The organism is Vibrio breoganii (genome assembly GCF_024346795.1).
GTDB lineage: Bacteria > Pseudomonadota > Gammaproteobacteria > Enterobacterales > Vibrionaceae > Vibrio > Vibrio breoganii.
This window is the reverse complement of sequence record NZ_AP024864.1, coordinates 2611843-2625091: the sequence shown is the minus strand read 5'-3', so window position 1 is coordinate 2625091 and position 13249 is coordinate 2611843. Positions and strand designations below refer to the sequence as shown.

Annotated in this window: 13 protein-coding genes and 1 pseudogene; 8 read left to right on the top strand and 6 right to left on the bottom strand. The window is 47.2% G+C overall.

Annotated elements, in window-relative coordinates; translation table 11 throughout:
- The first annotated feature begins 7 nt into the window (after positions 1 to 7).
- The 3 genes and pseudogenes from astA to OCU35_RS12195 form a co-directional block, all read left to right on the top strand.
- Positions 8 to 1027: an arginine N-succinyltransferase gene (gene astA / locus OCU35_RS12205; RefSeq protein ID WP_261825420.1), complete on the top strand. Its 1020-nt coding sequence runs from the start codon at positions 8 to 10 to the stop codon at positions 1025 to 1027.
- Between the two features lie 23 nt (positions 1028 to 1050).
- Positions 1051 to 2514, top strand: a complete 1464-nt coding sequence (astD, locus tag OCU35_RS12200) for a succinylglutamate-semialdehyde dehydrogenase (protein ID WP_065599369.1) — start codon at positions 1051 to 1053, stop codon at positions 2512 to 2514.
- A gap of 24 nt (positions 2515 to 2538) precedes the next feature.
- Positions 2539 to 3336 (top strand): annotated as a pseudogene (locus OCU35_RS12195) (2-oxoadipate dioxygenase/decarboxylase family protein); the annotation flags it as partial.
- Positions 3337 to 3431: 95 nt separating this feature from the next.
- On the opposite strand, the gene crp reads toward OCU35_RS12195, so the two are convergent.
- From crp to OCU35_RS12165, 6 genes are all read right to left on the bottom strand, one after another.
- A complete protein-coding gene (crp, locus tag OCU35_RS12190) occupies positions 3432 to 4064 on the bottom strand; it encodes a cAMP-activated global transcriptional regulator CRP (protein ID WP_017029447.1) in 633 nt (210 codons plus the stop codon).
- 222 nt (positions 4065 to 4286) lie between these two features.
- A complete protein-coding gene (locus OCU35_RS12185) occupies positions 4287 to 5153 on the bottom strand; it encodes a phosphoribulokinase (RefSeq protein WP_102359913.1) in 867 nt (288 codons plus the stop codon).
- Positions 5154 to 5219: 66 nt separating this feature from the next.
- Positions 5220 to 5441: a YheU family protein gene (locus OCU35_RS12180; RefSeq protein ID WP_017029449.1), complete on the bottom strand. Its 222-nt coding sequence runs from the start codon at positions 5439 to 5441 to the stop codon at positions 5220 to 5222.
- Between the two features lie 17 nt (positions 5442 to 5458).
- Positions 5459 to 6439, bottom strand: a complete 981-nt coding sequence (locus OCU35_RS12175; RefSeq protein ID WP_026026227.1) for a hydrolase — start codon at positions 6437 to 6439, stop codon at positions 5459 to 5461.
- Positions 6439 to 6903 (bottom strand): TIGR02444 family protein, encoded by a 465-nt coding sequence (locus tag OCU35_RS12170; RefSeq protein ID WP_017029451.1) that lies wholly within the window; start codon positions 6901 to 6903, stop codon positions 6439 to 6441. Before OCU35_RS12170 ends, OCU35_RS12175 begins: the two co-directional genes overlap by 1 nt.
- Entirely contained in the window at positions 6900 to 8819 is a 1920-nt protein-coding gene (locus tag OCU35_RS12165) for an ABC transporter ATP-binding protein (protein ID WP_261825419.1), read from the bottom strand. Before OCU35_RS12165 ends, OCU35_RS12170 begins: the two co-directional genes overlap by 4 nt.
- Before the next feature lie 119 nt (positions 8820 to 8938).
- Here OCU35_RS12165 and kefG point away from each other — a divergent pair, with 119 nt between their 5' ends.
- From kefG to OCU35_RS12140, 5 genes are all read left to right on the top strand, one after another.
- Positions 8939 to 9535 (top strand): glutathione-regulated potassium-efflux system ancillary protein KefG, encoded by a 597-nt coding sequence (kefG, locus tag OCU35_RS12160; protein WP_017029453.1) that lies wholly within the window; start codon positions 8939 to 8941, stop codon positions 9533 to 9535.
- A complete protein-coding gene (gene kefB, locus OCU35_RS12155; protein WP_017242612.1) occupies positions 9522 to 11333 on the top strand; it encodes a glutathione-regulated potassium-efflux system protein KefB in 1812 nt (603 codons plus the stop codon). The genes kefG and kefB overlap by 14 nt, the downstream gene beginning before the upstream one ends.
- Complete coding sequence (locus OCU35_RS12150) at positions 11323 to 11520, top strand: YheV family putative zinc ribbon protein (protein ID WP_017029455.1); 198 nt, start codon at positions 11323 to 11325, stop codon at positions 11518 to 11520. The genes kefB and OCU35_RS12150 overlap by 11 nt, the downstream gene beginning before the upstream one ends.
- A gap of 86 nt (positions 11521 to 11606) precedes the next feature.
- Positions 11607 to 12170, top strand: a complete 564-nt coding sequence (gene slyD, locus OCU35_RS12145; RefSeq protein ID WP_017029456.1) for a peptidylprolyl isomerase — start codon at positions 11607 to 11609, stop codon at positions 12168 to 12170.
- 109 nt (positions 12171 to 12279) lie between these two features.
- Positions 12280 to 13221 carry an isoaspartyl peptidase/L-asparaginase family protein gene (locus tag OCU35_RS12140; protein WP_261825418.1) on the top strand — a complete coding sequence of 314 codons (942 nt, stop codon included), beginning with the start codon at positions 12280 to 12282 and terminating at the stop codon, positions 13219 to 13221.
- The last annotated feature ends 28 nt before the right edge of the window (positions 13222 to 13249 follow it).

Here is a 13249-nt window from a genome sequence, read left to right as displayed (position 1 = left end):
TAGTGGGATGTTAGTAGTACGCCCAATTTTAAAGGATGATTACGATGCATTGCACTTGTGCGCAGAGGAGTCCGGTCACGGATTTACCTCTTTGCCAGTCAATGAAGAGTTGCTTACGAATAGAATTGATCACTCAGTAAATAGCTTTCAAAAACCAGAGGTGACTGAACCCGGTGATGAAGGCTACCTGATGGTCGGTGTTGATTGTGATACGGGTGAAGTAGCCGGTACTACAGGCATAGAAGCCTCGATAGGTTGGGATACTCCTTTTTATTCGTACCATATCAGCAAGGTTGTACATTCGTCGCCAAAACTGGGCGTGAATAATGTGGTGAAGCTACTGACCTTTGGTAACAACTACACCGGGTGCAGTGAAATCTGCACCTTGTTCCTGCGCCCTAAGTTCCGTGGTGGATTGAATGGTCGATTGTTGTCTAAGTGCCGCTTCTTGATGCTAGCGGAGCATCCTCATCGATTCTCTAAGACTATCTTTGCGGAGATGAGAGGGGTCTCTGATGAAAAGGGCAACTCTCCATTTTGGGAGTGGTTGCAGGAGCACTTCTTCTCTATCGATTTCACTATGGCTGATTACCTCACTGGTATTGGCAAGAAAGGCTTTATTGCTGACCTGATGCCAAAGCTGCCGATTTACATCAATCTATTGAGTAAAGAGGCACAGGAAGTGATTGGTGAAGTACACGATAATACCCGCCCAGCATTGAAACTGCTTGAGAACGAAGGCTTCACTTGTCGAGACTACGTCGACATCTTCGATGCGGGTCCAACGGTGGAGTGTGACCTTCGCAATATTGACACCGTGCGCCATTCATTTAGGGCTCAAGTGTCGGTTGCAGAGCATGGCAGCTCTACTAACTATCTCATTAGTAATACCTCGTTTGAGAATTTCAGAGCCGTAGCTCAACAAGCGGCATTTGATGCTGAAACTCAAAGCGTCATTCTCAGCCCTAAAGTCGCAAACGCTCTTCAAGTTAAGAGCGGTGATTGGGTTCGAATGGCGGCAGTGTAAACAGAACAACAAGGACGAATTAGATGGAAACGCATTTTATCGCGGGTGAGTGGATTTCAGGGCAAGGCCATGATGTGCACTCTTTATCTCCTTACAACAGTGAGGTTATCTGGCAGGGTCACTCTGCGAGCAAAGGGCAGGTAGAGCTGGCTGTTTCAAGTGCGCGACATGCGTTTTTGAGCTGGAAAAAATGTTCTTTTGAACAGCGTGAGCAAATCGTATTGCGCTTTGCTGAACTGGTTAAAGAAAACGCCGAGTTGATTGCCGAGACGGTAGCTAAAGAGACGGGCAAGCCATTATGGGAAACTCGCACTGAAGCTGCTGCGATGGCAGGCAAGATTGCGCTATCCATTAAGTCGTACCATGAGCGAACAGGCACCAAGCACAAGCAGGTTGCGGGCAACGATGTCACCTTGCAACATAGACCGTTGGGCGTATTGGCTGTATTTGGCCCGTATAACTTCCCTGTGCATCTTCCTAATGGGCATATCGTGCCTGCGCTATTGGCAGGTAATACCGTGGTGTTTAAGCCGTCTGATCTAACGCCACTGTGTGGCGAGCTTGCCGTGAAGCTTTGGCATGAAGCGGGCTTACCCAATGGTGTCATCAACCTAGTCCAAGGCGGTAAAGATACCGGCATTGCACTGGCTGATTCAGCGCAGATTGATGGGCTGTTGTTTACTGGTAGTGCTAACACTGGTCATATCTTACATCGCCAGTTTGCTGGGCAACCTGAAAAAATGCTGGCGCTGGAAATGGGTGGCAATAACCCTCTGATTGTCGGTGAAGATTTTGGTGAGCTGGATGCTGCGGTTCACACTGTAGTGCAGTCTGCCTTTATTAGTGCGGGGCAAAGATGTACCTGTGCTAGGCGCTTGTATGTTGCCAGAGGTGACGCGGGCGATAAGCTCATTGCCAAGTTAGTGAAGGTGACTGGTCAGCTAAAAATGGATCAGCCATTTGCTGAGCAGCAACCCTTTATGGGCACCCTTATCTCACGCACGGCAGCGGAGCAGATTGTGGCGGCGAAACAGTCGTTGATAGACCTTGGCGGCAAGCCTTTGTTGGATGGAAAGCTGCTGGATGATGCCTTTGTTGAGCCGAGCATCTTAGATGTTACTGACATCAAGGCATTGCCTGATGAAGAGTACTTTGGTCCCTTGCTGCAGATCGTTCGTTACAACGACTTCGCAGAGGCCATAGAGCTGGCGAACAACACTAAATATGGCCTATCGGCCGGTCTGATTTCTATTGATGATGCTCAGTGGGAGCTCTTCTCTGACGAAATTCGTGCTGGCATAGTCAACCGTAATCGCCCTATCACGGGAGCGAGCGGTGATGCGCCATTTGGCGGCCCCGGTGCGTCAGGTAACCTTCGTCCAAGTGCATTCTATGCCGCAGATTACTGTGCATATCCTATGGCTTCGATAGCAGGAGATGCGCCAATAATGCCTGAAACATTGTCTCCAGGTATTCAATTCGACTAGTCATCAACAAAGTACTATCAAGGAGGGGTTATGGGTGTCCAAAAGCTATTTGACCAACTGTGGAGTGATTTTAATGGCAGGCTTTGTCCGTCATCGCACACCATTCATGAGCTATTAAAGCAAGATAAGGCGCTAATCAACGATCACATTGCGCTGCGTACCTTCAATTGTTCACCCATAGGCCTAGAGGTATTGGCGAAGCCATTTATCGAGCTTGGCTATAAAGAGGGTGGTGACTATCTCTTTAAAGCGAAAAAGCTGGTTGCTAAGCATTATCAACATCCAGACCCTAATATGCCTAAGGTATTCATCAGTCAGTTGCAACTCGAGCAGTGTTCAAGCGAGTTGCAGGCGATTGTGAAAAAACTATCGGAACAAATTGATCCAAGTAAATTGCAAGGCTCTGCGTTTTTACATGGTGGTCGTTTGTGGGACCTGAGCTTTGAAGATTATCAAAGCCTAGCCAAAGAAAGTGAGTATGCCTCATGGGTAGCTGCACATGGCTTTGGTGCCAATCACTTTACCGTGAGCGTCAATCAATTGGCTCAGTTTGAAGAGGTATCTGAGGTGAATACTTTCCTTAAGGATAACCAATTTGCCATCAACGCTTCCGGCGGAGAGGTGAAGGGCTCTTCTGAGGTACTGTTAGAGCAATCCTCTACAATGGCGGATAAGGTTAAGGTTGTATTTTCTGATGGCGTACAGAGCGTTCCAGGTGGCTTCTATGAGTTTGCCAAGCGCTATGAGGTGTCTGCAGGAAACCTATATCAAGGCTTTGTTGAAGCGTCAGCGGATAAGATCTTTGAGAGTACCAATAATTAGGTAACTAGCTGTCAGTTAGAAGCTCTCAGCTAGAAGAGATAAAAAACGCCGTCATATGACAGCGTTTTTTTTATATCTGGCTACTTTAGAGTGGATTAGCGAGTGCCGTAAACCACAATAGTTTTACCGTGTGCAGAGATCAGGTTCTGCTCTTCAAGCATCTTCAAGATACGACCAACGGTCTCACGAGAACAACCTACAATCTGACCAATCTCTTGACGAGTGATCTTGATTTGCATGCCGTCTGGGTGAGTCATTGCATCAGGTTGCTTCGCTAGGTTCAGTAGAGTCTGTGCGATACGACCAGTAACGTCTAGGAACGCAAGATCACCGACTTTCTGGCTAGTTACCTGCAGACGGTTAGCCATTTGCGAAGAAAGACGCATTAGGATGTCTGGGTTAACCTGAATTAGCTGACGGAATTTTTTGAATGAGATTTCAGCAACCTCACATGGTGATTTAGCTCGTACCCAAGCAGTACGCTCTTGATCATCTTCAAAAAGACCTAGTTCACCGATGAAGTCACCTTGGTTTAGGTAAGAAAGAATCATTTCTTTCCCTTCTTCATCTTTGATCAGTACGGCAACCGAACCCTTAACGATGTAGTAAAGAGTTTCTGCTTTTTCACCAGCATGGATCAGTGTGCTTTTTGAAGGGTATTTGTGGATGTGGCAGTGTGACAAAAACCATTCTAACGTTGGATCTGTTTGAGGTTTACCTAAAACCATATTCTTATCTTCCTCTCTCAGCGAGTATAATTATGTTCCCTGACCTCGCCATATAAGGGGAGCGGGGTGTAGTTGCTGCTACTACTTCAAATTTTATCAGTACGAATAGTATCTTTTTTTTAAGTACATTTCTTGATTTTGATCGGTTTGAATTGTCGATTTTACAAGCAAAACCGTGTCCTCAATCACACTCTGAGACAAGAGTGCGACTCAGATTCAAAATTAGCCGATCTTACCCGTCTCTAGTAATTGTTGCAGTATAGGACGAATAATCAATTCCATAGCAAAACTCATTTTTCCTCCTGGGACAACCAAAGTATTGTGACGAGACATAAATGAGCCATCGATCATTGCCAATAGATAGGGGAAGTCGACATTCTTAAAGCCACGCATACGAATGACCACAAAGCTTTCATCTAAACTAGGGATTCCTTTGGCGTTTAGAGGGTTTGAGGTGTCAACGGTAGGCACTCGCTGGAAGTTGATGTGTGTGCGCGAAAACTGTGGGGTAATAAAGTTCAGGTAGTCGTCCATTGAACGTACAATAGAGTCCATCACCGCTTCGCGTGAATGCCCTCGATCGCGAGTATCGCGAACGAACTTTTGAATCCACTCAAGGTTAACGATAGGCACCATGCCAATCAGCAAATCCACATGCTTAGCAACGTTACAGGTGCTGTCTACGACGCCACCGTGCAAGCCTTCGTAGAAGAGTACATCGCTTTGTGGCAGTTCTTGCCACGGGGTGAAGGTACCCGGCATTTGATTGTATGGCACGGCTTCGTCGAAGGTGTGCAGATAGCGACGCACCTTTCCTTCGCCTTTTTCGCCAAAGTCCTTGAAGAAGTTTTCGAGTGCAGGGAAATCATTGGCTTCAGGGCCAAAGTAACTAATATGTCGACCCTGCTCTTTCGCTTTTCGAATAGCCACATCCATCTCTGGACGGGTGAAACGGTGGAAGCTGTCGCCTTCAACCCAGGCGGCCTTTGCATTCATCATGTTGAACATTTTGCGAAAGGCTTCTGATGTAGTGGTGGTTCCGGCTCCTGAAGAGCCCGTTACCGCTATAATGGGGTGTTTGGCTGACATGACTTTCCTTGTCTTGTGAGTGAATAAAGGTCAATTGTATACAAATCGAGTTTAACGATTGGGTGCTTATAAGAGTTTTGCGTCGTGGCTCACTTTTATATCGATGCTCTCATGTAGCTCGGAATAAACAATAACAGCTGTACCTTGTTGTAGCTGCCATTTGATTTGGTCTATCTTGTCTTGCAGCGAGATTTCTACGTCTCCGTAGTCTGTCCCTTCTCTGAGAACAAACTCTTTTATCAGGCTATCCAGTGTTTCAGGAGCGATTTCTTTCCAAGGTACGATCATGGCTGAGGCTTATTAGATTAATATGTCTGGGAGGTGAATTTATCATAAAAGCTTGGCACAGCCACCTCCAACCAAAAATAGGGGTTGCTAAACGTGCCGCCAATAAAGCCAACATGCCCTCCATTAGCGACCAAGTGATAGTCGATATTGTTGTTGAGCTTAAACTTAGGGACGACTTCATCGGTCATAAATGGGTCATCCTTGGCGTGAATGACGTTAATAGGGATGGTCACGCTATTGAGCTTTGGAAGACCTGAACAACGAGTATAGTAGTCGCTAGCATTGGCGTAGCCATGCAGTGGTGCGGTAATAGCATTATCGAACTGATGTAAGAAGCGCATGTTCTTTACGGTATCTACATCGATCTCTAGTGCCTCTTCCAATAAATGAATCTTTTGCAAAGCTGTCTGCTTCAAAGAATCCAACAGATAGTGATGATAGAGCCTTGAGAAGCCTTGTTCGATACGTCGAGAGCAAGCGGCCAGATCGAGAGGAGCACAAATGATGGTGGCTTCATCTATGATTGGCTGATCCGCATACCGAGCCAAATAGTTCACCAGCATGTTTCCCCCCAGTGAGATCCCAACCGCCACCTTAGGATTATTGGGAAATCGACGGTTGAGGTGTTCGAGGAAAAATCTCGCATCCTCGGTCTCGCCAGAGTGATAGGCACGCGCTTGCTTGTTGGGCTTACCGCTACAACCTCGAAAATGCATCATCACAGATAACCACCCTTTCTCGGAAAAAGAGTGCATCAGCCCATGTGCATAAGGACTGTTAAAGCTACCTTCCAAGCCATGAAATAGGATGAAGATAGGCTTGTTGGCGACGGAGTTACATTGCCAATCGTCGCTCCAAGCTAAATCTATAAAGTCATTATCTGGTGTGGTCAAGGTTTCCCAAGCCGGTGTGAACAGCGGTTGTTTGCGAATAAACCGTGGCATTAGTGTTTGAAGGTGAGGGTTCTTCATTGCCCAAGAGGGAGAGAAGGATTTCATCATGGCCTTTGCTTATTGAAGATAACCGCTAAATGCTCAGCCCCGAGTTGATGACAATAGTCGTCTGCAAGGTGTGGCGCTTCCACCTGAGTGAGTTCAATTCGATGAATGATGTCTATGATGTCAGCCTGTTGCTGGCGCTCAAGTTGCAGTTCGAATTGCAGTGAGTCTCTATACAAAGACTCTGGCAGGTGTTGCTTACTTTTACGTCTCAACTCACGAAAATGAAGCAATAGTGCTTCAGTGCGCCCCAAGCTTTGTATTATCTGTGGCCACTGAGAGGTCGGGAAAGTGAGTCCGTGCTCATCAAGCCACTTCAATGCCAACAGTAGATTAACGTTGCCATGGAAGTGGTTTTGCAGGTTGAGACACGCCTCTTTTATCTCCCGCATCGAGTAGTACTGCAAACTGAATTGCCAAAGACTCTCGATGGTTAGGTGATCGTTAGGCGTGTTGTTGTTCATTCTGCGTCGAGGTTAGCCTGCATCTCTTCAAGGGATTCTTGCTCGGTCATCCATTCCATCTCCACATCCTCAAGCTCTGACTTAGCGCTAGCCTGTTGGCCAAGCACTTGAGTAAGTTTAGACTTATTTTCTGCTTGATACAGTTCGGTATCACCAAGTTGCTCTTCGCACAGCTCTAACACATTGTTGAGCTTATCCATTTTCTTTTCTAAAGCCGTGATATTTTTGCGAATCGGAGCGGTGAGCTTTCGAAACTCCGCTTCTTTTCTTTTTTGGTCTTTCTTGGCCGAGGCAGAATTAACGCTCGATTTAACCACTTCCTTTGATTGCGCTTTCTTAATTTCTTTTTGCTGCTCGGTTAGCCACTTGTAGTAGTCATTTAGATCACCATCAAAAGGCTCTACCTGCTTATCATGCACTAGGTAAAGATCATCGGTAGTCGCACGCAGCAAGTATCTATCATGGCTTACGATAACCATTGCACCCTCAAAGGTTTGCAGGGCTAGGGTTAGCGCTTGACGCATATCGAGGTCAAGGTGGTTGGTTGGCTCATCGAGAAGCAAAAGGTTAGGCTTTTGCCAAACCAGCAATGCCAATACTAAACGAGCCTTTTCGCCCCCAGAGAATGGCGCTACCTTATCCAGCGCTTTTTCGCCCTGAAAGCCAAAGCTACCTAAGTAATCTCGAAGCTGCTGCTCTGTATGATTTGGGGCAATCTGCATCAGATGCTGTAGGGGCGTTTCTTCTGGGTGAAGCGTTTCCAGTTGGTGCTGAGCAAAGTAGCCAATCTTCACGCCTTGCGAATACGTAAGCTCACCGCTCTTTGACGCTAACTCACCAGACAGCAACTTGATCAGGGTCGATTTACCGGCGCCGTTACGCCCTAGCAAACCTATACGACTACCGGGAACGAGATTCAAGCGGATTTTATCTAAGATCAAAGTGTCATCGTAGCCTGCGGATACTTGGTCCATCATCACGATAGGGTTAGGTAGCGCGGTTGGCTCGCGAAACTCAAAGCTGAATGGATTATCAAACTGAGCGGGTAAAACCTGTTCCATTTTTTCTAGGGCTTTTATTCGGCTTTGTGCCTGACGTGCCTTAGAGGCTTTGTAACGGAAGCGGTCGATATAGCTCTGCATATGTGTCATCTGCTTTTGTTGCTTCTGATACATAGCTTGTTGAAGTACTAGCTTCTGGGCACGCTGGGTTTCAAATGACGAGTAGTTACCCGTGTATTCGTTGAGAGCTTGATTTTCGATATGGATAATGCGACCCACTACAGGATCTAAGAAGTCTCTATCGTGAGAAATCAGCACCAAGGTGCCTCTATAGTTTTGCAACCAACGCTCAAGCCACATGACGGCATCGAGATCCAAGTGGTTGGTAGGCTCATCGAGAAGCAGCAAATCTGAGCGGCATAGCAGTGCTTGAGCGAGGTTCAAGCGCATGCGCCAACCCCCCGAAAACTGAGTCAGATTCCACTCCATTTGTGCTTGAGAAAAGCCTAAACCATCGAGGAGTTCAGCCGCTCGAGCACGAATAGAATAGCCACCAATAGTCTCTATCTTCCCATGCAACTCGGCCACCTTGGTGCCGTTGTCGTCTTTTTCAGCTTGGACTAAGTCAGCTTCTAGCTGGCGATATTCTCTGTCGCCATCGATAACATATTCAATTGCTGTGCGTTCAAGGGCAGGCGTTTCCTGTGCAACCCAAGCGAGCTCCCAATGCTTTGGTTGCTTGAAGTCACCCGCATCAATGCTGAGCTCATCCTTCATCAAAGCAAACAGGGTTGATTTACCACACCCGTTTTTCCCAACAAGGCCGACTTTGTCGCCGGGATGAATTGTGGCAGAAGCGTCTTGCAGAAGGGCTTTGCCTCCGCGCAATAATTGAATGTCTGAAATCGTAATCATGAGAATGCTGAGCGTTAATCAAATATGTTGGCTCGCATATTAGGTGGAATAGGGGTAAAAGTCGATCTCTTGGCGTGATAGGATAAACCTAACGTAACAGTTAAGGAATGTGTCAAGGAATGACAAAGCTGTCTGCTTACCCGCCGAATATCCCAAGAGTGCTAGTCATATACGCGCATCCCGAACCAGACAGTTCGGTTGCCAACCAGTGCATGATCGAAAAAATAAAAGATCTGCCAAATGTGACTGTGCACGACTTATACGCAGAATACCCTGACTTCTTTATTGATATCGCTCTTGAGCATCAGCGCCTCTTAGAGCATGACTTGATTGTGTTTCAACACCCTATGTTCCTTTATTCCTGCCCATCACTGCTCAAAGAGTGGATGGATCGTGTATTAGATAAAGGGTTCGCCTTCGGCTCTCAATGCGCCTTGAAAGATAAACATTGGCGTAGCGTGATTACGACAGGTGGGCAAAAGTCGGCATTTTCTCCCGGGGGATACAATAAATATCCCTTAGAGCAGATCCTTCAGCCCTTTGAGCTTACGGCAGCCCTTTGCCAGATGAACTGGATTGAGCCTTTGGTGTTGTATTGGTCGAGAACCGTATCCGACACCACTCGTGAAGAGCACGCGTTTCAATATCGACAGTGGTTATCGGATCCCTTTGCGACTCAACCTAGTCTGGAGGAGTACACCGATGGCCATGAATAATGAGCTGATTGAGAGTGGGGTACTGTTTCTTGGTGCTGCGGTTGTGGCTGTTCCATTGGCGCAACGCCTTGGATTGGGCAGCGTCTTAGGTTATTTGCTGGCGGGTGTGGTTATTGGTCCGTGGGGGCTTTCCTTGATCAGCGATGTCGATGCAATACTGCACTTCTCTGAACTAGGGGTGGTACTGCTACTGTTTCTGATTGGCTTGGAGCTGAACCCGAAGAAGCTGTGGGCGATGCGAATGCCCATACTGGGCTTGGGCGGCGCTCAAGTCATAGTAACAACCCTATTTCTTTCTATGGTGGCCTATCTACTGGGTCAGTCGTGGATGAGCAGTCTTGCCATTGGTATGGGGTTGGCACTGTCGTCTACCGCCATTGCTCTGCGTGTTATTGATGAGCAAGGATTGGCTGGCTCCGAAACGGGCCAGTCAGGCTTTGCTGTGCTGCTGTTCCAAGATATTGCCGTCATTCCAATGCTGGCGTTATTGCCATTGCTTGCCGGAGAGGTGGCAGGCAATTGGGCTGATGTAGGCCTAAAGCTATCTGCGGTCGTGGCCTTGCTGGTGGCTGGCCACTTTTTGCTAAGACCCTTATTTAGATTTGTACTCTCTACGGGCACCCGAGAACTCTTCACTGCTGCGGCACTTCTGGTGGTGTTTGGCATTGCGGTATTTATGCAGCACCTTGGTTTATCCATGGCGCTGGGGACATTCTTAGCTGGGGTACTGTTGGCTGAGAGCGAATATAGGCACGAGCTAGAGATCACGATTGAGCCGTTCAAAGGGTTGTTACTGGGGCTGTTCTTCATCTCGGTAGGCATGTCCGTTAACTTAGGTTTGTTGATAGAGAATCCATTACTAATATTGGCAACAGTTGTGGGACTCGTTACGGCAAAAGGAGTGATCTTGTATGTGCTCGCGCGACTGTTTGGCACCAAGTCCAAATCCAGAAGTCGAATGGCGGCCATACTTAGCCAGGGGGGCGAGTTTGCCTTCGTCATATTTACAGCTGCCCTTGGTTTCGGATTGCTTTCGGTGCCTGTTGCGAGCTTCTTGTTGGTGGTAGTGAGTCTATCTATGGTCACCACGCCCTTGATTCTGAAAGTGCAGACTTGGGTGTATTCACGTAGCATCAACACACCCGAAGAAACGGAATCCCATGAGCAGGTACAAGATCGCAGACCAAGAGTGATAGTGGCAGGGTTTGGTCGTTTTGGTCAGGTGGTAGGTCGGTTGATGTATGCCAACAAGGTGAAGATCACCATCTTGGAAAGCGATGCCAGTCAGATAAAGCTATTGCGTAAGTTTGGCTACAAGGTGTATTACGGAGAGGCCACTAACATTGATTTGTTGAGGGCGGCAGGGGCACATAATGCAGAAGCGATTGTACTGTGTACCGATGATCCGGATGAAATTATCCAAACTATCGAGTTGTGTCAGCAGCACTTTCCGCACCTTAAGATATTAGCTCGCGCTCGAAGTCGTGTTGAGGCTTATCAATTGTTGAACCATGGTGTCACCAGTTATTCTAGAGAAACCTTCTTAGGTGCTCTGGATCTTGGACGCCAATTGCTCATTGCACTTGGAATGCACCCCCATCAAGCCTCTCGAGCCGAAAAGCACTTTAATAAATTGGATAACACTATGTTGAAAGAGTTGCTTCCTCAACACAGTGATGAGAGCAATTTAGCCTTGCGTGCCAAAGAAGCACGTAAAGAGCTAGAAGAGATCTTTGATCGTGAAATAGAGAATGAGCGTCAATCGAGCAATTACTGGAACAAAAAAGATGAAGATTAAGAAGCGATTTATTGCAGGCGCAGCTTGCCCAGAGTGCAGCGATACCGATAGTTTGCGCTGGTGGGAAGAGAATAATGTTGAATGGGTAGAGTGTGTTAGCTGTGATTTCAAAGAGCAGCGTCTGCCTGCTGATCAGCAAGAGCAAGTGGGTGAGCAAGACCTGATTGGGATCTTTAAACCTGAATAGCATTAAGCGCTAGCCATAGCAGAGGTTAATCTGTATTATTGCGCCTCTTTTTTGAACAGTTGAATAACCAACTTTTTGGAGTGACTATGAAAATCGACAATAACTCAGTAGTAAGCCTAGCGTATCAAGTAAAAGTTGAAGAAGGCGTAGTTGTTGATCAAGCGGGTGTTGATGCACCATTGGATTATCTACACGGACACAACAACCTAGTAGTTGGTTTAGAAAAAGCGCTTGCTGGCCGTACTATCGGTGATAAGTTCAGCGTAACGGTAGCTCCAGAAGAAGCATACGGTGAGCATAGCGATGCTATGGTTCAACGTGTTCCTGCTGATGTTTTCCAAGGCGTTGACCAAATCGAAGTGGGCATGCGTTTCCTAGCTGACACTGACCAAGGTCCAATCCCTGTAGAAATTACTGAAGTAGACGGTGACGAAGTAGTGGTTGACGGTAATCACATGCTAGCTGGCCAAACTCTTACTTTTGACGTTGAAGTGGTAGCAATCCGCGAAGCGACTGAGTCTGAGATCGAACATGGTCACATTCACAAAGAAGGTGGCTGTGGCCACGGTCATGACCACGGTGATGATCACGAATGTTGTGGTGGCAAAGGCGATTGCGGTAAAGGCGACGATTGCTGCTCTAACGACTAAGCGGTTTTTACAACCTTAATGTGCTAAAAGCGCATTTCGAGATTGTTTCGCTATAATGAGCCTCCCACCCAGTGGGAGGCTTTTTTGGTTTTAAGACGAAGGAAATGTTATGCAGCCACCAATCAGTATTGCCATCCATGGCGGAGCCGGCACCATATTGCGCAGTAAAATGAGCGAACAACTTAAGCAAGAAATGCTTGCGGTATTAGAGGCCTCCGTTCGCGCCGGCTATGAAGTCTTGCAAGCCAATGGTGATGCTGCTGATGCCACGATAGCGGCAGTAAAGGTAATGGAAGATTCACCTCATTTTAATGCAGGTAAAGGCTCTGTATTGACCCATGAAGAGTCAATTGAAATGGATGCCTCAATTATGCACGGCAAAGCCCTTAATGCTGGTGCAGTGGCTGGGATCAAAGGCATCAAAAATCCCATTGAACTTGCCAATGCCGTGATGTTGAACAGCGATCATGTGTTTTTGATAGCCGATGGCGCTCATCGATTTGCAGAGTCACAAGGCTTTGAATTTCTGGATGAAGAGTACTTTGTAACAGAGCGCAGACGCCAGCAACTGCAGAGCATGAAAGAAAAGGGCATGTTTGCCTTATCTGAGAGCAAGTACCCTGATGATAAAAAATTTGGCACTGTAGGTGCGGTTGCTCTGGATTGTTTTGGGAATCTTGCGGCTGCCACAAGTACTGGTGGCGTCACCAACAAAAAATTTGGTCGAGTAGGCGATAGCCCAATCATAGGTGCGGGTACTTATGCTGAAAACGGCAATGTAGCGGTATCGACGACAGGTGTAGGTGAGCACTTTATCCGTAAAACGGTGGCATCAGATCTTGCAGCAAGGATGCGTTATCTTAAAGAGGACGTCCACGCTGCCAGTGAGCAAGTCATTCATGGTGAACTCGAAGCTATGGGTGGAGAAGGCGGCTTGATTGCCTTGGATTCTAACGGTGATATTCACTTTGCGATGAACAGCTCAGGAATGTATCGCGCCAGCATTGATGCCCAAGGTTCTATTACCGTGAAAATCTATGCTGACGAATAAATAGTGGGACGTAGCGCCTTGTGCTCGC

Excerpts from the sequence above, each read along its gene's own strand:
- astA (WP_261825420.1), top strand. The coding sequence starts at position 8 with ATGTTAGTAGTACGCCCAATTTTAAAGGATGATTACGATGCATTGCAC.
- astD (WP_065599369.1), top strand. The coding sequence starts at position 1,051 with ATGGAAACGCATTTTATCGCGGGTGAGTGGATTTCAGGGCAAGGCCAT.
- crp (WP_017029447.1), bottom strand. The coding sequence starts at position 4,064 with ATGGTTTTAGGTAAACCTCAAACAGATCCAACGTTAGAATGGTTTTTG.
- OCU35_RS12185 (WP_102359913.1), bottom strand. The coding sequence starts at position 5,153 with ATGTCAGCCAAACACCCCATTATAGCGGTAACGGGCTCTTCAGGAGCC.
- OCU35_RS12180 (WP_017029449.1), bottom strand. The coding sequence starts at position 5,441 with ATGATCGTACCTTGGAAAGAAATCGCTCCTGAAACACTGGATAGCCTG.
- OCU35_RS12175 (WP_026026227.1), bottom strand. The coding sequence starts at position 6,439 with ATGAAATCCTTCTCTCCCTCTTGGGCAATGAAGAACCCTCACCTTCAA.
- OCU35_RS12170 (WP_017029451.1), bottom strand. The coding sequence starts at position 6,903 with ATGAACAACAACACGCCTAACGATCACCTAACCATCGAGAGTCTTTGG.
- OCU35_RS12165 (WP_261825419.1), bottom strand. The coding sequence starts at position 8,819 with ATGATTACGATTTCAGACATTCAATTATTGCGCGGAGGCAAAGCCCTT.
- kefG (WP_017029453.1), top strand. The coding sequence starts at position 8,939 with ATGACAAAGCTGTCTGCTTACCCGCCGAATATCCCAAGAGTGCTAGTC.
- kefB (WP_017242612.1), top strand. The coding sequence starts at position 9,522 with ATGGCCATGAATAATGAGCTGATTGAGAGTGGGGTACTGTTTCTTGGT.
- OCU35_RS12150 (WP_017029455.1), top strand. The coding sequence starts at position 11,323 with ATGAAGATTAAGAAGCGATTTATTGCAGGCGCAGCTTGCCCAGAGTGC.
- slyD (WP_017029456.1), top strand. The coding sequence starts at position 11,607 with ATGAAAATCGACAATAACTCAGTAGTAAGCCTAGCGTATCAAGTAAAA.
- OCU35_RS12140 (WP_261825418.1), top strand. The coding sequence starts at position 12,280 with ATGCAGCCACCAATCAGTATTGCCATCCATGGCGGAGCCGGCACCATA.